General features: G+C 40.2%; 16 protein-coding genes. 11 read left to right on the forward strand and 5 right to left on the reverse strand.

The window, feature by feature from the left end; all coding sequences use genetic code 11:
- Positions 1–291 precede the first annotated feature (291 nt).
- A complete protein-coding gene (gene tyrS, locus QT711_RS06605) occupies positions 292–1,557 on the forward strand; it encodes a tyrosine--tRNA ligase (RefSeq protein WP_317942794.1) in 1,266 nt (421 codons plus the stop codon).
- 95 nt (positions 1,558–1,652) lie between these two features.
- Here tyrS and ku read toward each other — a convergent pair whose 3' ends face one another.
- Positions 1,653–2,480, reverse strand: coding sequence for a non-homologous end joining protein Ku (ku, locus tag QT711_RS06610; RefSeq protein WP_317942795.1), 828 nt, complete (start codon positions 2,478–2,480; stop codon positions 1,653–1,655).
- Positions 2,481–2,578: 98 nt separating this feature from the next.
- Between ku and QT711_RS06615 the strand changes: the two genes are divergently transcribed.
- The 3 genes from QT711_RS06615 (at position 2,579) to QT711_RS06625 (ending at position 9,027) form a co-directional block, all read left to right on the forward strand.
- Positions 2,579–4,420, forward strand: a complete 1,842-nt coding sequence (locus QT711_RS06615; protein WP_317942797.1) for a DNA ligase D — start codon at positions 2,579–2,581, stop codon at positions 4,418–4,420.
- Positions 4,421–4,592: 172 nt separating this feature from the next.
- Positions 4,593–7,370, forward strand: a complete 2,778-nt coding sequence (locus QT711_RS06620; RefSeq protein WP_317943013.1) for a sensor domain-containing phosphodiesterase — start codon at positions 4,593–4,595, stop codon at positions 7,368–7,370.
- A 19-nt stretch (positions 7,371–7,389) separates the two neighbouring features.
- A complete protein-coding gene (locus QT711_RS06625) occupies positions 7,390–9,027 on the forward strand; it encodes a thiamine pyrophosphate-binding protein (RefSeq protein WP_317942799.1) in 1,638 nt (545 codons plus the stop codon).
- Positions 9,028–9,321: 294 nt separating this feature from the next.
- Here the strand turns inward: QT711_RS06625 and QT711_RS06630 are convergent, their stop codons facing one another.
- From QT711_RS06630 to QT711_RS06640, 3 genes are all read right to left on the reverse strand, one after another.
- Positions 9,322–10,023 (reverse strand): hypothetical protein, encoded by a 702-nt coding sequence (locus QT711_RS06630; RefSeq protein ID WP_317942801.1) that lies wholly within the window; start codon positions 10,021–10,023, stop codon positions 9,322–9,324.
- A 371-nt stretch (positions 10,024–10,394) separates the two neighbouring features.
- Positions 10,395–10,997: a 30S ribosomal protein S4 gene (gene rpsD / locus QT711_RS06635; protein ID WP_317942803.1), complete on the reverse strand. Its 603-nt coding sequence runs from the start codon at positions 10,995–10,997 to the stop codon at positions 10,395–10,397.
- A 25-nt stretch (positions 10,998–11,022) separates the two neighbouring features.
- Positions 11,023–11,157: a hypothetical protein gene (locus QT711_RS06640; RefSeq protein WP_317942805.1), complete on the reverse strand. Its 135-nt coding sequence runs from the start codon at positions 11,155–11,157 to the stop codon at positions 11,023–11,025.
- A gap of 190 nt (positions 11,158–11,347) precedes the next feature.
- Here QT711_RS06640 and QT711_RS06645 point away from each other — a divergent pair, with 190 nt between their 5' ends.
- Both QT711_RS06645 and megL read left to right on the forward strand, forming a co-directional pair.
- A complete protein-coding gene (locus tag QT711_RS06645) occupies positions 11,348–13,213 on the forward strand; it encodes a sensor domain-containing diguanylate cyclase (RefSeq protein ID WP_317942807.1) in 1,866 nt (621 codons plus the stop codon).
- 94 nt (positions 13,214–13,307) lie between these two features.
- Entirely contained in the window at positions 13,308–14,516 is a 1,209-nt protein-coding gene (megL, locus tag QT711_RS06650; RefSeq protein WP_317942808.1) for a methionine gamma-lyase, read from the forward strand.
- Positions 14,517–14,613: 97 nt separating this feature from the next.
- Here megL and QT711_RS06655 read toward each other — a convergent pair whose 3' ends face one another.
- Positions 14,614–15,096, reverse strand: coding sequence for a GAF domain-containing protein (locus tag QT711_RS06655; protein ID WP_317942810.1), 483 nt, complete (start codon positions 15,094–15,096; stop codon positions 14,614–14,616).
- A gap of 204 nt (positions 15,097–15,300) precedes the next feature.
- Between QT711_RS06655 and ezrA the strand changes: the two genes are divergently transcribed.
- From ezrA to mbcS, 5 genes are all read left to right on the forward strand, one after another.
- Positions 15,301–16,992 (forward strand): septation ring formation regulator EzrA, encoded by a 1,692-nt coding sequence (gene ezrA / locus QT711_RS06660; protein WP_317943015.1) that lies wholly within the window; start codon positions 15,301–15,303, stop codon positions 16,990–16,992.
- A gap of 143 nt (positions 16,993–17,135) precedes the next feature.
- On the forward strand, positions 17,136–18,266 hold the full coding sequence (locus QT711_RS06665) for a cysteine desulfurase family protein (protein WP_317942812.1): 1,131 nt from the start codon (positions 17,136–17,138) through the stop codon (positions 18,264–18,266).
- A gap of 3 nt (positions 18,267–18,269) precedes the next feature.
- Positions 18,270–19,478 (forward strand): tRNA uracil 4-sulfurtransferase ThiI, encoded by a 1,209-nt coding sequence (gene thiI, locus QT711_RS06670; protein WP_317942813.1) that lies wholly within the window; start codon positions 18,270–18,272, stop codon positions 19,476–19,478.
- Positions 19,479–19,560: 82 nt separating this feature from the next.
- Positions 19,561–19,767, forward strand: a complete 207-nt coding sequence (locus QT711_RS06675) for an alpha/beta-type small acid-soluble spore protein (RefSeq protein WP_317942814.1) — start codon at positions 19,561–19,563, stop codon at positions 19,765–19,767.
- Between the two features lie 189 nt (positions 19,768–19,956).
- Positions 19,957–21,540 carry an acyl-CoA synthetase MbcS gene (gene mbcS / locus QT711_RS06680; RefSeq protein ID WP_317943017.1) on the forward strand — a complete coding sequence of 528 codons (1,584 nt, stop codon included), beginning with the start codon at positions 19,957–19,959 and terminating at the stop codon, positions 21,538–21,540.
- Positions 21,541–21,928: the final 388 nt, after the last annotated feature.

Below are 21,928 nucleotides of genomic sequence, written 5' to 3' on the forward strand. Positions count from 1 at the left end.
TTACTTAATTTACATTACAATATAGGGTATATAGCATCACATGTCGAAAAAGTCGCAGTAGTGACGGTGAATCCGTATAGAGAGGCAGCGGTTGGTGGAAGCTGTCCGGTACATCGTTTACGAATTACAACTTTGGAGTGTGACGCGTGCGCAGCGATAGAGCGCTTTGAGCGGAGGATTTTTATTCTCAAGCCGGGTGGTACCGCGTTATGTAACTGTATATGACGTCCCTGCATGATTCTTTTTGAATCGTGTAGGGACTTTTTTAATTTTACTGGAGGGGATTTTGTTATGACGAATGCATTATTGGATGATTTAAAATGGAGAGGTCTGTTGTACCAACAAACAGACGAGGAAGGTCTTGCAAACGTATTAAATGAAGAAAAGATTTCATTGTACTGTGGTGTCGACCCGACTGCAGATAGTATGCATATCGGTCACATCGTCCCGTTATTGACATTACGCCGCTTTGCCATGCATGGGCACCGTCCGATTTTGTTGCTCGGTGGGGCAACAGGTATGATCGGTGATCCTTCATTCAGAGCGGATGAGCGACAATTGCAAACAGAAGAACAAGTAGCGAATAACGTAGCAGGTCTTCGTAAGCAATTGGAAAGATTGTTTGATTTTAATGATGAAAATGGCGCCCTTCTTGTAAATAATAAAGACTGGATTGGAAAGATGTCTGCAATTGAGTTTCTCCGTGACTACGGGAAGTTGCTAAGTGTCAACTACATGCTGGCAAAAGAAAACGTTTCTTCACGATTAGAGACAGGCATTTCCTTTACTGAGTTTTCCTATATGCTCATTCAAGGGGCGGATTTCAATCATCTGTACAATGAATACGGTTGCCGTGTACAAATCGGTGGGTCCGATCAGTGGGGGAATATTACAACTGGCCTTGAAGTCATTCGAAAAACACACGATGAAAATGCGAAGGCGTTTGGCATTACGATTCCACTTGTAACAAAAGCTGACGGGACGAAATTCGGAAAAACGGCAGGTGGATCAGTTTGGTTAGATGCGCAAAAGACATCGCCGTATGAATTCTATCAGTTCTGGATCAATTCCACGGATGCTGACGTTATTAAATACTTGAAAATCTTCACCTTTATGGAGCGAGAAGTGATTGAAGCGTTGGAAGTGTCCGTTCAAGAAGAACCACATCTTCGCAAAGCGCAACAAGCGCTAGCTGAAGAGATGACTCGACTCATTCACGGACAAGAAGCACTTGACCAAGCAATCCGTATCTCTAAAGCTTTGTTCAGTGGTGACTTAAAGGCGTTGACTGTTGAAGAAATGAAAGATGCTTTCAAAGATGTACCAACATTCGAGACGACAAAAGAAGATAAAAACATTGTTGATTTCATCGTAGAAGCAGGTGTTTCTCCATCAAAACGCCAAGCACGTGAAGATGTTACGAACGGTGCAATTTCTCTTAATGGAGAAAAAGTTACAGATACTGGATACGAAGTGACTGCTGCAGATCGTTTGGAAGATGCATTTACTATCGTTCGTCGTGGTAAGAAAAACTATAAAATGGTGAAGTTTTCATAAGTCCTTTTCAACTAGTAAAGAACATAAAACCGCGTGAAACGGATGCATTGCCATCATCGTTTCACGCGGTGTTTTTTTAGCCAATCCAGTAGCATTTACGCATTTTTCTTCGCAGCCGCTTTTTTTCGTGTTGTTGGCTTCTTTTTAGTTGTTTTATCCAAAGACGCTTGCAAAGCGGCCATCAAATCACTTGCATTTGACGGTGAAATGGGTTGCTTTTCAGTTGGAGATATTCCGGCATTCGCTGTCTTTTTCTCCTCAATGAGTTCCATGAGAGCGGTTCGATATTCGTCTGTATATTTTTCAGGATCAAAAACAGTTGTCAATTGATCAACGAGCATTAATGCGGTATCAAGTTCTTTTTTAACGACTGTGTCTTCTTTCGGTAAGTTGGGTACGTCTTGCACATGACGTACTTCATCAGGAAAGTGAATGATCTCCATCAGCAAAGCTTCCTTGTAAACCCTAACGACAGCAAGTTGTTCTTTTGATCGGATCATTATTTTCGCGACTCCGATTTTTCCGGATTCCTGCAAAGCTTTCCGTAAAAGTGCATACGCCTTTCCGCCATTAGCATCAGGTGCCATGAAATAACTTCTTTCAAAATAAATCGGATCGATTTCCTCTAACTTTACAAAATCAATAATCTCAACCGCTTTATCCTCTTGTTCCTTTTTTAATTTTTCAAGTTCTTCTTCATCCAATACGACAAATTTGTTTTTTGTATACTCATATGCTTTCACGATGTCTTCACTTTGTACTTCTTTATCACATATTGGGCAAACTTTTTGGTAACTGATTGGTGAATGGCACTCTTTGTGCAGTTGGCGTAGTTTAATATCGTTATTTTCAGTAGCTGCGTGTAGTTTTATTGGAAAATTGACAAGCCCAAAACTTATGCTACCTTTCCAAATTGTATGCATAGGACACCTGCTTTTTATGCTAGTATGGAAAATTTGATGCTTATTATGTATATGAAAGTGAATCCGATGAACACTAAAGAAAAAAACGGAGAGACAAGATGAAACCTATGTTGTTAGCTGATGCAAATGAAATTCCTGTCGGTGAAGATTGGCTGTATGAAGCGAAATTTGACGGTTTCCGCTGCATTGTGGAATGGACCGAAGAAGGGGTACAACTTTGGAGTCGAAATAACAAATTGTTAAACGAGCAGTTTCCGGAAATCCTAACATTTTGTAAAAGCGTCCACCCAGTAGTCGCTCCTTATACGCCATTAAGATTTGATGGAGAAATTGTTCATCTTACCAATCAATTCGTGAGTGATTTCTCCAAAGTGCAAACGAGAGGACGAATGAAGAACGGGAACAGTATTTATCAGCATGCGCAATCCTTTCCTTGTCAATTACTCCTATTCGATATCCTTATCATCAAAGGAAAAGATGTTATGACAAGTGACTATGTTGTAAGGAAGCAAATGCTTATTGATTTCTTTAAAAGAACAAAGCTTCCTAACAGTAGTGAAAAGCAACATTTGAACCCCATTCAACTCATTAACAGTTACAAAGATGGTCAAAAACTTTGGAAACTGATTTGCGATCACAATGGTGAAGGGATAGTAGCTAAGAAAAAGAATGGCGCATGGATTCCTGGGAAGAGGGTCCCCTATTGGCAAAAAGTGAAGAACTGGCGAACTGTATCGGTCTTTATAAGAACATACGACCCGGAAAACAGCTACTTCACAGGTGCCGTTTTTAAAGGGGATGAAATAATTGAGATTGTGTCATTTCGTCATGGGTTAACTGAAGATGAGATGAGGACATTGCGAACATTGTTTCTGACAAAAGGTGCACAAACAAAAGATCAAAAGTGGGAGCTGCCTCCTTCTATCTGCGTGAGTGTCCATTGTATCGGTATTTTTGGGCAACAATTACGGGAACCACGATTCGCTGCTTTTACTCTCCATCATGAACCGATTTTGTGTACGTGGCGTTCAATAATGCGCCAATTGTATCCGATACCTCAAAAAGTACTTATTACGCATAGTGATAAACCGATCTGGCCGAATAGGGGATTGGTAAAAGATGATTATTTACTATATCTACAGACGGTTGCCCCTTATATACTGCCATGGCTGCAAGATCGTTTGTTGACGGCCATTCGCTATCCTCACGGTGTTGGAAGTGAGAGTTTTTATCAAAAGAATCGACCTGATTACGCTCCGGATTTTATTGCGACACACAAGGAAGAGGGAATTGAATATATCGTTTGCAATGACGTGAACACTTTATTGTGGCTTGGCAATCAACTCGCTTTGGAATTCCATATTCCATTTCAAACAGTTAAGACGAAGTACCCAACGGAAATCGTGTTTGATTTAGATCCACCCTCAGTTACAGAGTTTACTCTTGCGGTAGAAGGTGCGTTACGCTTAAAAGACATTTTTGATAAATTTCAATTACGTTCTTATATTAAAACGTCAGGTGGGAAAGGGTTACAACTGTATATACCGCTTTTTGGAGAAAGATGTTCCTATGAAGATACGCGCGTTTTCACACAATTTGCATGTGAATTTTTATGTGAGCAGGAGCCGAAGTGGTTTACGACAGAACGATTAAAGAAGAACCGCGGCGGTAAATTGTATTTGGATTATATTCAACATCAAGAGGGAAAGACAATTGTTGCTCCCTATTCTCCTCGGGGAACGCTTAATGCAACTGTCGCAACCCCTTTGGAATGGGAGGAGTTGAACAACACCTTACATCCTGAACAGTTTACAATTGAATCGGTACGTACACGACTCGAACAAAAAGGGGATTTATTCAGAGAGTGCTCAGTCAAGAGGAAACCCCAGAACTTGGCACTCATTGTGGATAGGTTAAAAGAACTTAAACGATTTAGATAAATTTTCTCATCTCTGCTACGTACCTTGCCATATACCCTTTTTTTGCGTAAAATTCAGTAGATACTTTAGATACATGCGCAAGAACCGATGATAAAAGAAAGAAAGAGGCAATTGAGCTTTCGATTGTCATTTTAGTGAGCATAGAGAGACGACTTGATGAGTGGAGGTATGAATAATGAAGGAACAAACCCGCTATTCCAGACTTGCTAATTTAACCAAATTGATAAATACAAAGCTTGAACTTCGGGAAGTGTTGGAGTACGTCGTATCCGCAATTTCAGAGGAAATCGTCCAATGTGATTCAGTTGGTATTTATTTGCCACAAAAAGATGGTACATTTAGAGGTTTTGTTGGTAAACCGGAAATAATCAATGGAATGACATTGGATATGCATGTTATTGATTTGGAAATGGATTTGCTCGCTAAAGAAGTCATTGAAACACAGAAGACTATTTACATACCGGATACGTCAAAAGATAACAGGCCAGATCCCCGTGCGGTATCCAGTTTTCAAATAAAATCTTTATTAGTATTACCAATATCATACGAAGAAGAGTTGTATGGGGTTGTTTTCCTGTTTGACTACGGAATTCCGATGAATCTCACGGAACTTGAAATACAAAGTGTGGAAGCGTATGTCAATATGGCAGCAGTCGCGATACAAAACGCAAACAATATGACGTATAAAGAAAATTTAATTGCAGAGAAACAGATGCTCTTGGATGCTATTAGAGACCTGTCGATGTGCTCTTCTCTGCAAGAAGTTGTCGAAAAATGCTTCTCATATATTTCAAAGACCATTAATAATATGAACGTCGGGATTCATATTATCGATCCGCTCGATGAAAAAAAGTTTAAGCCAGCAAAGCTCAGTGCGAGCAGTGACTGGTCTGAAGAGGACTGGTTAAAAACGCACGATGAAATCGCCATAAACCAGATAAATGATCTTGTATTCAAAGAAGTCGTCGAAACAAAGAAGCTGGTGATCATACCGGACGTTTCGTTGGATGAAAGACCTAACCATAAAATCTGCCAACATTTCGGCATTAAAGGCATACTCATGATTCCACTTGTCTCCATGGGTGAAGTATTAGGTGTAATCGCTGTTGTGAATCTTGAAAAAGCCGGGCACAAATATGAAGAAGTCGATTTACAGCTGGCACAATCCATCGCAGATGCTACTGCATCTACGTTATCCAATTTATTGTATATGGAAAAACAGGAATGTATCATTAATGAACGAACTGCAGAAATTCAAGTGAAAAACGATGAACTTGAAAAAGTTGTTACGGAAATACAATTACTTAGCAGAGAGAAAGAGTTGATCCTTAACTCAGCGGGTGAAGGAATTTTCGGATTGGATTTAAAGGGAAATATAACCTTTATTAATCCTGCAGGTGAAAGAATGTTAGGGTATACTAATAAAGGTGAGCTCATCGGTAAGTCATCAACCATAATCTTTAATGGAGAAGATAAACGGAACTTATTGACGTTAAGTGATCGTAAGTTGAATCATTACTACACAGATGAATATTTTTGCAGAAAAGACGAGACAAGCATTCCTGTTGAGTATGTCATTTCATTAATTCAAGAAGGGGAGCAGACGGTTGGGCATGTCGTTACGTTCCGGGACATTACTGAAAGAAAACGTATGGAAGAGGAAATAAAATACCATGCATACTACGATAGCTTAACGGACCTGCCGAATAGGATTCTATTGCAAGATAGACTTCATCAAGGATTGACTTACGCCCAATTGAATGGTGAGAGGGCAGCGCTTTTGTATTTGGATTTAGACCGATTCAAATACATTAATGATACACTTGGACATAGTTATGGAGATTTATTGCTTCGTGAAGTGGCCAATCGTATTAAGGCGTGTATGCCAAGAGGTGCAACATTATCACGACAAGGTGGGGATGAATTCACCGTCTTTCTGCCAACCGTGAAACGAGAAGAAGATGTCATGAGTGTCATCAATCTTGTCATCGATAGTTTCTCAAAACCCTTTTTATTGAACGAGCATGATGTGTACATTAAGACAAGTGTCGGCATCAGCTTGTATCCGGAACATGGCGAAACACCTGATGTTCTTATCAAAAATGCAGATACCGCAATGTACAAAGCGAAAGAGATTTCAGGGAACAGTTATCATTTCTTTAGTGCAGAAATGGATACACGCTCTTTTGAAAACGTGAAGTATGAAAATGCCCTTTACAAAGCTCTGGACAATGAAGAATTAGTGCTTTATTATCAACCTCAAATTAACTATCATACGAAACAGGTAGTCGGCCTAGAGGCATTGTTACGTTGGCATCATCCAACAGATGGTTTAGTACCACCGGATAAATTCATCCCATTGGCAGAAGAGACAGGGTTAATCGTTCCAATTGGGGAGTGGGTTTTAAAAGAAGCGTGTCAGCAGTTGAAAAAATGGCATGAAAAAGGCTATGCACATTTAAATATGGCCGTAAATTTATCCGTCAGACAATATGAGCAGGATAATTTGTTCTCCATTATTAAACAAACGCTTGAAGAGGTTCAGTTATCCCCGCAGTGTTTACACCTAGAGTTGACAGAGAATCATATTATCAAAAATACGGATTTGACTTTGCAAACAATGAAGCAATTGAAAGAATTAGGTATTCAAATTGCAATTGATGATTTTGGTACGGGGTATTCATCGCTCGGTTATTTAAAGAACTTGCCCATTAATATGTTAAAAATTGATAAGTCGTTTATTCAAGATATGACAGTCGATGAAGCAGCCATTACGAAAACAATTATTATGCTTGCCCATAATCTTAAGTTGGATGTAATTGCTGAAGGGGTAGAAACGCAAGAACAAGCAGAGTTTTTATATGCGCAAAGTTGTCATTTAATGCAAGGGTATTATTTCAGCAAGCCACTTTGTGCGGAAGAAATCGAAACAAAGTATTTACACAAATAAGTTGCAAGGGGGAGTTCGTGTGAAAGCGGCACGTATGTTATTAGAATGTTTACAAGCAAATGGGGTCCAGTATGTATTTGGCATTCCAGCAGGATCAGTTAACGCGATTTTCAATGAACTGTACGATATGCCCGAAATTACACCAATTGTTTCAAAACATGAAGGGGCTGCGTCCTATATGGCTGCAGCTTATGCCAAGTATACAAACGGTTTGAGTGTAGCAATCGGTTGTAGTGGACCGGGAGCGACGAATCTTGTAACCGGTGCAGCGAATGCGATGCGCGAACATTTACCGGTACTTTTCATAACGGGAGCGGTTCCTGTGAACACGCAAGGTTTGAATGCGTCACAAGAATTGGATGTTGCGCCAATCTTTGCACCGGTTACAAAATATAGTGTATTGGTGAATGATGCCAATGAATTGCAAGACGAGTTGATGAAAGCGATGGAAATTGCACTGTCTGGCGTACCAGGGCCTGTGCATATCGCAATACCAATTGATGTTCAACATGAAATGATTGAAGTGAAAAATCATTCCTATATAGTAGCGAAACAGCAACATGTGCCCGATTCTGAAGGGATCGAACGTGTTGCAAAACAACTGGCTGAACGGAATTCGGGAATCATATTCGTTGGACAAGGTGCTAGAAATTCAGTGAATGCTGTGATGGAGTTGGCTGAAATGCTGGATTGGCCGATCGTTACAACTCCTCAAGCGAAAGGCTATATCCCGCAAAATCACTCACTTGTAAAAGGTGTTTTTGGATTTGCCGGTCATGCAAAAGCTTCGGAACTCATCGCTGAAGGTGAAGGCGATGTGTTGCTTGTTTTAGGTTCGAGCTTAGGCGAGACAGCGACGAATAATTACAATGGCAACTTAGCAAAAGACAGGTATGTCATTCAATTCGATTATGATGAAACAGTCTTTAACCGAAAGTACCCTGTCGACGAGCCTGTGCTTGGCGACATCGATGTGTGTCTTCCGATGCTAGTAGAAAAACTAAAAGATTTAGGGTTTACTAGAAAAGCACACGAGCTAATTGAAGTAGACAATCAGTTAGAAAACCCGGATGAATTTAATACTAGGAACGTATTTGCCAAAATTCAAGCTGCTGTTCCAGCTTCAACAAGATATACCATTGATATTGGCGAATTCATGTCTTATGTCATTCATACTATGAAAGTGTACGATACGGATACGTATAACATCAATGTGCATTTCGGGGCTATGGGGACAGGAATTGGTTCCGCAATCGGCTCAAAGTTAGCGGACCCTGAAAGACCTGTCGTTTGTATTACGGGTGACGGTTGTTTCTTTATGCACGGCATGGAAATACTAACGGCTAAAGAATACAATCTACCAATCTTGTTTGTTGTCATGAATAATGCAAGACTCGGCATGGTGTACCATGGTCATTCATTGCAATTCAAACGCACGCATCCTACTTTTGAACAGGAAGCTGTAGACATTTCAGCAATGGCGGCAGCAATGAACATTCCGAGTGTCCGTGTGGAGAAACTTGAGGATCTCACCGAAGAGGTGTTACAGGACTTGATGAATAACAACGGCCCAGCACTATTGGAAGTGGCGTTAGTTGATCCGAACATTCCTCCGATGGGGGATCGCGTGAAATTCTTATCGTCTTTTGGAAAATAAGAAGTGCTAGAAATTGAAAAGCATGAGGACAATTCGTCTTCATGCTTTTCTTTACGCTTCTTGATGATGGAGTGTTTATTCGTGAGAAGCAAAGTCTACCGGTCGAATAGGAAGTTCTGAATGCCCGCGGGAGTGAAAAACTAAGTCTACCGGTCAAATAGAAGTAATCTAATTGCCTGGGGGATTGAAAACTAAATCACTAATTATGTTGCTAGTTTTAGTCTATTACTAAATAGTAGTTTAATAGATTTAGGTAAATGAAGGAATTCCCTTTTATGCGATGAATGTCTACTATTAATCGATACAAGAAAGAATTGCGCGCATCGTTCTTCCTTTAAATGCGTCTTCAACCGCCTCTCCAGTAGGATTGCAGTAGTACATACCTTGAATATCCGAATTGTATTCGTAGCCGATTGAGGCTAAATTTTGTTGCAGTTGTACTGGTAACTCTTTTAGTCCGGTTTGTTCAATATAATAGTCAGTTGGCAATACCCAAGCATCGATGTCGCCAATACCCGTATGTACGACAAATAAATCGCTAGCTTGTTGCACGATCCACTGTCCTTTTGAGTACAGTGAGATCTGTGTTTTTTCGAGTGAATCAATTGCATCCAAATTGATACCGAAAATGTCGTTAATGAGTAGTCGGATTTCCTGGCCGGTAAGCTGATTTTGTAATTCTTTTAAGTAGTTGTCGATTAGTCGTACATTAAATCCGCACACATAGTCCGCTCGTAAATCTCTCTTTTTAGGCAGTACATATTTTGAGTCGATTTGAATTCCGAAAACCTCTTTGACACATTGACAAATCTGTTTGCCGTCAATAGGGAACTTAAAAGTGCTGACGTACATGTCCATAATATTCACCTTCGGCATGTCGTCTATCTTGGTGATTGTCCCGATTGCCCCTTGCTGCTCATTCACTTCTAGTTCTAAAACTTTTGCGACCGCTTCTACAACGTTTTGCGGATATTTATTTGTCTCGTTCTCTTTCAACAGTACCCCTCCTGTATCTAGTAGGAAAATAAAATATTGTGACCATTTGTGTATTTTGAATTCAGTCACTACTAGAATTATACAGGAAACTAATTGTTTTTGGATGAATTTACTAATAAAATATACTATCTCCTATGGTTAGAGTAGGTCGGCCTTTAATTAGCGCATTTCAAATTGCGCGTAAATTTATTAACATAAGGCTCAATAGCAATAGATGATGGCAAAAGACATTCACCTGAATAGCGATTCGCTCTATTAAGAAACACTTCACTATTGAAATCGTCTTGTGGAAATAAAACAAAAAAGCCTTTGAAACCCTAGTAATAAGGGATTCAAAGGCTATTTCTACTTCACTTTGCAAAGTGAATTTATTAACGAGAGTAGAACTCAACGATAAGAGCTTCGTTGATTTCAGCAGCTAGTTCGCTACGCTCAGGCATACGTACAAATGTGCCGACTTTTGTGTCTGCATTGAAAGTAACGTACTCTGGTACGTAGTTGTTTACTTCGATTGCTTCGTTAACAGCTGTAAGGTTTTGAGATTTTTCACGAAGAGAGATCTCTTGACCTGGTTTTACGCTGTAAGAAGGAATGTCAACGCGTTTTCCATCAACTAAGATGTGACCGTGGTTAACAAGTTGGCGAGCTGCACGACGTGTGCGAGCAAGACCCATACGGTATACTAGGTTGTCAAGGCGAGTTTCAAGAAGGATCATGAAGTTTTCACCGTGTTTACCTGGCATTTTACCAGCTTTGTTGAACACAGTTTTGAATTGACGTTCGTTTACACCGAACATGAAACGAAGTTTTTGTTTTTCTTGTAATTGGATTCCGTATTCGGAAAGTTTTTTACGTTGTGTAGGACCGTGTTGTCCTGGTGCGTAAGGGCGTTTTTCGATTTCTTTTCCTGTACCGCTTAGCGAAACGCCAAGACGACGGGAAAGTTTCCAAGATGGACCTGTATAACGAGCCATGAAAGACTCCTCCTCTGTTTTGGTTTTATTTTGTTGTAAAATAAGAACCAGATGTATTCAATTCTTGCGCCATTCCATTATCTTGCACCTTCGCCTCAGCAGCCTCAAGGTTACGCGATGCACCTTTTTGAAAAGGAATGAACTGGTCAACATGAATCATACAACTGCTGCAACTATTTTACACAAGCTTTATCATAACAATTCACATGTATGGAGTCAAGCACTAATCGTTTTAGGGCTAAAGAAGATAAATGAATAGTCCTATACAAAACACTGTTAAAAATAGGTTTTATGCATTAGAATAGTAAGAAAGATATTTAGTAGTGGAACGGGACAAATGGGGTGACAGGATGGATAATCAAGAATTACTAGTTTTTGAAATGAAATCGGCTATTTTTAATTTATTTTCCAAAAGGAATAGTAAACGCCCGTTGGAAGAAAACTTAACGAATTTTAAATTAATTTTCATGAATTTGTTTGATATAGAATTTGCGGATATATTGTTATACGACAATAACCGATATATACCGATTGTCAAGGAAGGCAAAACGCTAGAACGTTCTTGGAAAAGTGGCGAACCTCAAGTGAAAATTGAGCACCCGCTTTTGCTTGCCTCGTTCATCTCTACTGTCGAGAGCAATGGATACGAATTTGCAGACGATTCCTTAATTATACGGGATGATCACCAATCTCCGCTAGGCGCCCTGCTATTTAAAGCGTCAGAAAAATGGCATGATTTTGCGTCGACGCCCTATTTGAAGGACTTGAAAACTGTTTTTGGAACATATCTAGATCAAAGCATACGGATGTATCAAATTACTGAAAAAGAGATGACGTATAGACGACTTTTTGAAATTGCTGAGTTATTCAACTCTACAATGGAAAGTGCTGTCATTTTGAATGGTATGATGGAAGCGATTCAGGACTCTTTCCCACTCTTTGATGTGCAACTTTTACTGTCGCAAGAACAAAAGGGGACAATGAAAACCTATCGATTGTTTGACTATCTAAACGAACGAGCATCCGCTGTCGATGCGTTTTTATCGGGAGATTTGACGATTGAGAATGTGAAGGATCAAAGTGTCAGTCTAGTGAATGCTCCGATTCGTGGTAGACAAGGGATCTATGGCGTAGTACAAATTTCAGCACCCAATGATGCAGAATTCACAGAGACAGAAAAAGGTTTTGTTCGGATGATTACGAACGCAGCAGGGACTGCCCTTGAAAACGCAAGTTTATATGAGCAATCGCATCGACTGGTCAATGATTTGCAATTGGTGAATGAAGCGTCTAGGAAATTAAATAGTAATTTGGATCTTGTAGAGATGATTGCCTATCTAAAAGGCCAATTTATTACTGCTTTTCAGCCAACTGAGATTGCGTTTGTCCTACGGGATGAGAGTGGAAATTGGAATATATCAGCTAGCAGTACGGATTTTTTTACAAAAGAAGTAGCGAAACAATACATTGAGATGGTAGTGCAACGGTTATCGAGTGGTGAAGAAGCAATATTTGATCCAAATGCGCCACAATCGTCTACAACAAATATTGTATTTAAATCACAAGTGGCACTTCCTATCATCGACCGTGATGAGATGATCGGCTTTGTCATCCTGCTGCATGAAGAGGAATACTTTTTCTCATTTGATAGCTTCAAATTAATGCGTTCGTTGATTAGCCATTCCTCGTTAGCCATTTCGAATATCTTATTGCGAGACCAATTGCAAGAATTAGTGAATAAAGATAATCTTACAAAGCTCTATACCCGAAGATATTTGGACAATGAAGTAGCGACTACCATTAATAATAAAGGAGAAGACTGTGTGTTTTTATTAATGGATGTCGATGATTTTAAACAAGTGAACGATACGTACGGCCATACGACCGGTGACGATGTCCTTCAACAGATTTCAACCTATATACTTACAGCGATAGATGGATTAGGAATCGCATGTCGGTGGGGTGGAGAGGAAATTGCCATCTTCCTTCCGTCGGCAAGTGTGCACGATGGAGTCCAATTTGCGCAAATGCTAGTGAGCTATATACCGACAGTCACAACTCCTCAAGTGACCGTATCGATTGGGATGTCCACCTGGTCAAGTAAAGAGGGAAAATCATATAACGAACTGTTTCAATCGAGTGACAAAGCACTTTATTATGCCAAAAATAATGGAAAAAACCAATTTGTCATGGAAGGAGTGGCTTCAGCAAAGTAATGTTGCTGAAGTTGCTCTTTTTCTTTTAGAAGAAACAAGGTAAAATGAAAACAGGAAATGTAAGTGCTTACAAAACGGGAGAGGTGGTCGTGAAATGAAAAGGAATAATCTTCATCAAGATACGATTGTCATTCATGAAGGGTATGAGGATGCGCAACATCATGGAAGTTTAGCTGTCCCATTATACCAAACTTCGACTTTTTCATTTGACAATGCATTACAAGGTGAACGAAGATTTGCAGGTGAAGAAGCGGGAAACATTTACTCAAGACTTGGGAATCCGACGGTAAGTGTGCTAGAAGAAAGAATGACTGCTTTAGAAAATGGCGAAGGCGCACTCGCATTTGGATCTGGCATGGCGGCTGTTAGCTCCATACTTGTACATTTAACAAAAGCGGGAGATCATATTCTTTGCTCTAGAGGAATCTACGGCTGCACGTTTGGTCTACTCGGTATCATGAAAGAAAAATATGGTATTACACATAACCTAATTGCAATGAATTCGGAGGAAGCGATTGAACAAGCCATTACACCAAAAACGGTTTGTATATACGTGGAAACCCCTATTAACCCAACAATGGAGCTAGTAGATTTGCACGCAGTTGTGAAGGTTGCGAACAGGCATGGTTTACGTGTTGTCGTCGATAACACATTTACTTCGCCTTACTTGCAAAACCCACTAACCATCGGAGCAGATTTTGTATTGCACAGTGCCACGAAATATATAAACGGCCATGGGGATGTCATTGCTGGAATTCTGGTAGGGAAAGATCGGGAAGAAATGGAGAAAATCCGTTTGACGGTCCAAAAAGATTTTGGTGCAATCATGTCACCATTTGATGCATGGCTCTTACTGCGCGGGCTTAAGACATTGCCAATTCGGATGGAGAGACACACGGCGAATGCAGAGAAACTGTTGGCCTATTTGCAATCGCAAAAACTTGTAGAGTCCATTTATTATCCATATGATATGAATAACCCACAATTTTCAATCGCACAGCGTCAAATGCGTGCTGGGGGTGGTCTCATTTCATTTACCGTACAAGGTGGGAAACAAGGTGCACAAACGTTCATGGATGCTTTAGAGTTAATTAAAATCGCAGTCAGCTTAGGAGATGCAGAGACACTCATTCAACACCCTGCAACGATGACCCATTCTGCAGTACCAGAACAGGAACGTTTAGAAATGGGGATTACAGATTCTTTGTTGCGTTTATCGGTAGGGTTAGAGCATGCAGATGATCTTATTGCAGACCTGGATGCTGCGTTCACAACGCTGCATCAGAAATTAGTCGCACATTGAACAGTAATTGATATACTTGCTGCATAAAAAAAGAAGCGTGAGAGCATTGACGAATTTTGTCAACGCTCTCACGTTCTTTTTGACTATCCTTTAGCGCTTAAAGGAATTTAACTAACACGTCTGTAAACTTTTCCAATCCAACTCGGTCTTCCTCAGTAAATCGGTTGACTTCAGGACTATCAATATCAAGAACGCCAATTAACTGACCTTCTTTCACAATCGGCACGACAATTTCTGACCTGGAGGCAGCGTCACAGGCAATATGGCCAGGGAACTGATGGACATCTGCCACAATGATCGTTTCTTGCTTCAGTGCAGAAGTTCCACAAACGCCTTTCCCGAATGGAATGCGAATACATGCTGGCAGTCCTTGAAAGGGGCCAAGGACTAATTCTTTATTATGATCATTCAAATAGAATCCGACCCAATTGATGCGGTCGAAAAATTGATTGAGCAGCGCAGACGCATTGCTTAAGTTAGCATAACGATTAGTTTCTCCAGTTAGCAATGCATCAAGTTGAAAAGTCAGTTGTTCATATTTTTCTTTCGGGTCAGCTGAATAGCTTGTCGAAGTGAACATGTTGCACCTCCAAAAATTAGTACGTTCATTATAAGGTGTGGACAAATATTCTACAAATTTCGAGCATGCTTTCTACAAAATATAACGTTTTCTCTATAAATCCGTCGTTTTCAGTATGAAAATACTTTAAACATGTTATTATATAAGATAATATTATTTTAACAGAGAATAGATTAGTGACTTCGGAATAGGGGGATCACAATGATGAAATATTTCATCATTCCAATTATTATAGTACTTATACTTGTAACCATCGCCTTTTTGTTTAGGCGTAAACATATTCGAGAAATTGGTAGATTAGAACACGAGAAGCTCCAAATTCAAAACAAGCCGATTTTTGAAGAGATGATGAAAGTTAAACAATTGAATATGACTGGAGAAACCGAGGAGAAATTTGAGCGGTGGCGCAATGAATGGACGGAAGTTATTGACGTCTTTATGCCTGAAATCGATTCTATGCTATTTGACGCAGAAGATATGATTGATCGTTTTAGATTCAAAAAAGCGACTGCTGCTGAGAAAGTAATTCAAGAAAAAATCCGTCACTGTGATAAACGTAAAAATGCTATCTTAGATGAATTAAATGAGCTGATTGGTAGCGAAGAAAAGAACCGAATTGAAATTGAAAAGTTACGGGAACAATACCGGTTGGCAAGAAAGACAGTTTTAGCTCACCAACATGCTTTTGGCATGACCGTCAAGCCGTTGGAGAAAGAATTAGAAGCATTTATGCCGAAGTTTGAAGAGTATGATGAATTGACTGCGAATGGAAATTACTTGCTTGCGCGTGAAATAGTCATTACACTCGCTGCAAAAGGTGATCAATTGTCTAAACTGATTCAAGAAATTCCTTCTTTATTAACGGATCTTCAAAACAAAATCCCTGCGTCTATTCGTGAATTGCGAAACGGAAGTAGGGAAATGGAAGAACAAGGGTATAATCTGCATCACCTTGAAATTACTAGGAAACTTCAGGAGATTGAAGTGTCAATTGAAGAACAGATGAACCGACTTGTAGAACTTGAAATTGACACTGTTCAACAACAAGTAACGGAAATGCTTGATATCATCGAGTCATGTTACGATGCATTAGAAAACGAAGTGAACGCAAGACATTATGTGGAATTGAATTTCGATACGCTGGAAACGTCCCTTGAACAAATTACAAAGTTGACGAGAGAAACTTCTGATGAAGCAGCTTATGTCCAACAAAGTTATCGCTTGGATGAAAAAGAAGCGAAATTACCTGAAATTAGCAGTAAAAAACTCGAGTCTTTGCAAAAGAAATATGACACATTAAAAATACTCGTAGCAGAAGAGGAATCTGCTTACTCCGCTTTGCAACTGGAACTTGCACAAATTACCGAGGAGCTTGAACTCATTGCTATGGAACAGGAAAGTTTAGCAAGTCGTATGAAAAATCTTCGCATTGATGAAAACAATGTGAGGAAAAGACTTGAGACACTCACGAGGGAATTGCAAAGTGTTGATCGCAAGCTGCATCGAGGAAACATTCCTGGCATTCCGGATGATATGGATGCACGATTAGAAGAAGCTGAAGAGCAGTTGTATTTAGTCAGTCAAAGTTTGCAGGAAGTTCCGTTAAATATGGCGGTAGCAGAAAATTATCTTACAAACGCTGAACGTGTTGTCCATGAAGTGAAAGGAAAAGTGGAAGAGTTGTTAGAAAACGTCATGCTGATTGAACGGATTATTCAATACGGTAATCGATACCGTGTGTCCAATCCTGAAATGAATGAACGTTTACTAATGGCAGAAGAATCGTTCCGACAATACCGATATGCGAAAGCGTTGGAAGAAGCCGCGACTGCAGTAGAAGCGGTTGAACCAGGTGCAATGAAGCGAATTGAGGAAATGTTAAAAGAGCATGCATAACGAATGAATAGATATAGCCACCGGCATAATGAGTGCAGGTGGCTTTATCGTGTGAATTTACAAATTGTCAAGCAAATTCATTAATTTAAATGAAATAGAGTGACCCAAACACTGCACCAAGAGAAGTGGAAAGGAAAATACGAATGATTTATTTAGATAATAGCTCGACCACGCAACCGGATAATGCTGTACTGGAGTCTTTTATTGCTGCAAACTTGGAGTATTATGCGAATCCTGCTTCCTTACATAGAATGGGAAGAGAGACTGACGTGCTACTACGAAGAGCGAAAGAACAAATGTTGCAACTTGTCAATAATCGAGAAGGGGAAGTAGTGATTACTTCAGGTGGAACCGAATCTAATAATTTGGCGCTTATCGGATTTGCTATGGCTTATCGCTCCAGAGGAAATCATGTAATTACGACGAAGATTGAACATCCGTCTGTTTTACTCGCTTGTAAGCACTTGGAAACACTTGGCTTTGAAGTCGATTATTTATCGGTAGATGAGCAAGGTATCATTTCAATAGAAGAGTTAGATGAAAAACTTCGCAAAGATACAATTCTTGTCAGCATTATGCATGTCAACAATGAACTTGGCTCCATTCAGCCACTTGCTGCTTGTGCTGAACTCATTCATAAAAAGAGTAGAGCCGTTTTTCATTCTGATTGTGTGCAAAGTATAGGTAAACTGCCAGTTAACATGCAACATCTTGGGGTAGATGCAATTACCGTCTCCGCACATAAATTAAATGGATTGAAAAATACGGGTGCGTTATTTTTGAAAAAAGGGATTAAACCTCAAGCAATCATGCATGGTGGTGGTCAAGAAAATGGTTTGAGGAGTGGGACAGTTTCGGTTCCGAATGCTGTCGCATTGGCGAAAGCGTTAAGGCTCAGTGTAGTTGAAAAAGAGAGAGCGGATTATCGAACGTGGCGGAATCGAGTGTTAGAAACATGCACGAAGTATGAAAATATTCAAGTGCTCTGTCCAAAGAATAGTGCACCACATATCGTATCCTTGGCTTTCCGCGGCATTAAAGGTGAAGTTGCTGTAAACTATTTTCAAGAAAATGGATTAATTGTCTCTACATCTAGCGCATGTTCTTCGAAAAATGGTCAAGCTGGTCATGTAATTGAAGCGATTGGTCTACACAACCGCTTTAAAAACGGGGTAGTGCGAATCAGTTTTGGGAACACTACGACTGATGAGCATATCGAACAATTAGTTAGTGTCATTGAGCGCTTTATTGACGTTATTGAGAAAGGGATGTAATGAATGGATTGGAACGAAATATTAATACGTTATGGTGAGATTTCATTAAAAGGAAGGAACCGTAATCAATTTGTCCGGAAGTTGAGATCCAATATAAAAAATGCATTACGAGATATAGGCTCAATCCAAATTCGAGCTGAACGTGATCGAATGTTTTTGCAAACGGAAAAGCAAGAAGAAATGAAAGAAGTAATCGAGCGTCTTCCGTCTATTTTTGGTATTCAATCTTTCAGTCCAGTTGCCCAATGTGAAGCTACCTTAGATAGTATTAAGCAAAAAGCAATTGAAGTTATCGGGTCTGGTGAAACTGTAGGATGTACGTTTAAAGTGGAAATAAAACGTGCAGACAAAAGTTTTCCTTATGTAACAAGTGAATTGCAACAAGAAATCGGCGGACATGTGCTTCGCCATTTTCCTGAGTTGGTCGTTCAAATGAAAAAGCCCGATATTCTTTTACTTGTTGACATCCGTGAGGAAGGCGCATTTCTGACAGCTAAAGTATATAAGGGTGCTGGTGGCATGCCTGTAGGTTCAAATGGTCATTCGTTGCTCATGTTATCAGGTGGAATTGACAGCCCGGTTGCAGGATATTTAATGATGAAGCGTGGCGTATCGATTGATGCCATCCATTTTGCGAGTCCGCCGTACACAAGTGAGTTAGCGCAGCGAAAAGTGATGGATCTCGCCGAAAAATTATGTTCTTTTGGTGCATCCGTGAGGTTACATGTCATTCCTTTTACTGAATTGCAGCAAGCTGTTGTCCAACAAGTTCCAGACAACTTATCGATGACGACAACACGACGTATGATGATGCAAGTCGCAGATCGTGTGCGAGCAGAGATCGGTGCAATGGCCATTATTACGGGGGAGAGTCTTGGACAAGTTGCGAGCCAAACATTAGAAAGCTTGACGGCTATAAATGAAGTAACGTCAACACCGATTCTACGACCGTTAATCGCAATGGATAAGCTCGAAATCATTGACATCGCTCAACGAATTGATACGTATGATATTTCGATTAGACCTTATGAGGACTGCTGTACGATTTTTACACCATCTAACCCTAAAACGAAACCGAAAATTGAGAAGGTAAATCGTTATGAGAGCTACTTTGACTTTGAGCCGCTTATTCAACAAGCTGTAAATGAACGTACAGTAATTGAAGCAGCCGAGTTGCGCGTAAAAGAAGAAGGATTTATGAACTTGTTGTAAGTTGGTAACAATTACCGTTTAAACCTCCTGTATGATTTTTCGGATACAGTCCATTCTATAGTCACAAGGAGGTGACAACGACATGGCTAACAACAACAACAGCTCAAACCAACTCCTCGTTCCAGGAGTACAACAAGCTCTTGACCAAATGAAGTACGAAATCGCACAGGAATTTGGTGTACAACTTGGACCTGATGCATCATCGCGTGCCAACGGATCCGTCGGCGGAGAAATCACTAAGCGATTAGTGCGTCAAGCTCAACAACAAATGAACGGTTACCAAAAATAACAAAAATGTAAAGAGGAGCTGTCCCGAATTTATTCGGGGCAGTTTTTCTGTTTAAGCGACATAAATTCTTTCTAGTATGTCCAACAATCATGTCACTTATACTTCTATTACGTTAGAAAAATGAATATGTTTTGAAATTTCCGCTTTAGCTTTGTATAATGAATGAAAAGTCGAAAAGGGGCGATCATTTTGAAGCGTGAACAACTACTTGCACCAGCTAACTATAATTTAGTATCGGAATTTGAACAGTACAAAGATACAAAGAAAAATGCATTAATTTATGTGGATGAAAAGGAGCAAGAAAGAACGATTACATACGAGGAATTGTTAGCTTCTGCAAACAAAGTGGCAAATGTTCTAACGGATAGCGGCTTGCAAAAAGGGGATGTCATACTCATCATGGTCCCACGCCTCCTTGAAGCCTACAGCACATATATTGGTGCCATTAAAGCGGGGATTGTTGTCATTCCGAGTTCTGAGATGCTTCGCGCTTCAGATATTGAATATCGACTAGCGCACAGTGGTGCAAAAGCGATTGTGGCGTATGAGTCATATATGGAACAGCTGGAGGCAGTGGAATCAATTGAAGATGTCCAATTGTTTGTCATCGGTCAAGCAAAAGCTGGCCAACAATCACTAACGCAGTTAATGGAAACGGCTTCGACAGACTTCAATGCCGTTGAAACAAAAAGTTCCGATATGGCGTTTTTATCATACACATCCGGAACAACGGGTAAGCCGAAAGGTGTAGTCCATACACATGCATGGGCGTATGCACATTTGCGGACTGCTGCACCAAACTGGCTCGGCATTCAAAGTGATGATATTGTCTGGGCGACAGCAGCACCGGGTTGGCAAAAATGGATTTGGTCCCCTTTCCTTTCTGTGCTCGGCAGTGGAGCGACAGGACTTGTCTATAATGGAAAGTTTAATGTGCAGACATATTTGCAGTTGATAAAGAAGTATGCAGTTAATGTGTTATGTTGCACACCGACTGAATATCGATTCATGGCAAAAGCTGAAGACCTTCAGAATTATGATCTCTCTTCCATTAGAAGTGCGGTATCGGCAGGAGAGCCGCTAAATCGTGAAGTCATTGATATCTTTGAGAAAACATTTAACTTTAGCGTCCGCGATGGATATGGGCAAACTGAAAATACGTTACTCGTCGGTACAATGCTTGGTATGGAAGCAAGACCAGGGTCCATGGGGAAACCGACACCAGGAAACAAAGTTGATATTGTGGATGATGAAGGAAATCCAGTCCAACCTGGTGAAGTGGGTGACATTGCAGTACACGTTTCTACACCTGCTTTGTTTAAAGAATATTTACATGATCCTGAGCGGACGAAGATGCAATTTAGAGGAGAGTATTATATAACGGGCGATCGAGCGAAATTGGATGAAGATGGATACTTCTGGTTTGAGGGACGTGGTGATGATATCATCATTAGTTCAGGTTACACAATTGGACCGTTTGAAGTGGAAGATGCGTTAACTAAACATCCAGCGATACGCGAATGTGCAGTTGTCGGGAGCCCTGATGAAGTGCGAGGGACTATCGTTAAAGCGTTCGTTGTGTTGCGTGATCCATCGATTCAGCAAGACGATCACCTCGTTAAAGAGTTGCAAGAGCATGTGAAACAATTGACCGCACCTTATAAGTATCCGCGAAAAATTGAGTTTGTAGAAGAGTTACCGAAGACTGCGTCTGGGAAAATTATGCGAGTCGAACTTCGCAAACTTGAACAAGCGAAAGAAACGGCAAAATAGTTCTGTTTGAAGTAAATTAAAGAGAAGCGAAGTTGATTCCGATCACTTTCGCTTTTCTTTTTTGTTAGAGGCAAGAGAATCAAACAGAGTAAAATATGTGTGGTAAAGAGTTTGCTGCTTGGTAAAGGGGTTAGCGTCTAAGTTGTAATGTATGAAAAGATAAGTTCTCTTTCTATACACATTCTCGCGACAATTTTTGGTGGAAGATGCTTTGTATCGCGCATAATGGGGTTTGACAAATTGACGGTTTTGTTGGGTGGCGGTTATGCTGTGTTAGGTAGCGGTTATGCTGTGTTTGGTGCGGATATGCTGCGTTTCGCTGCAGTTATGCGGCGTTTGACGCGAATATGCCGGGTTTGGAACGAATATGCCGCGTTTCACTCGAATA

This window comes from Sporosarcina saromensis, from assembly GCF_033253735.1.
Lineage (GTDB): Bacteria > Bacillota > Bacilli > Bacillales_A > Planococcaceae > Sporosarcina > Sporosarcina saromensis.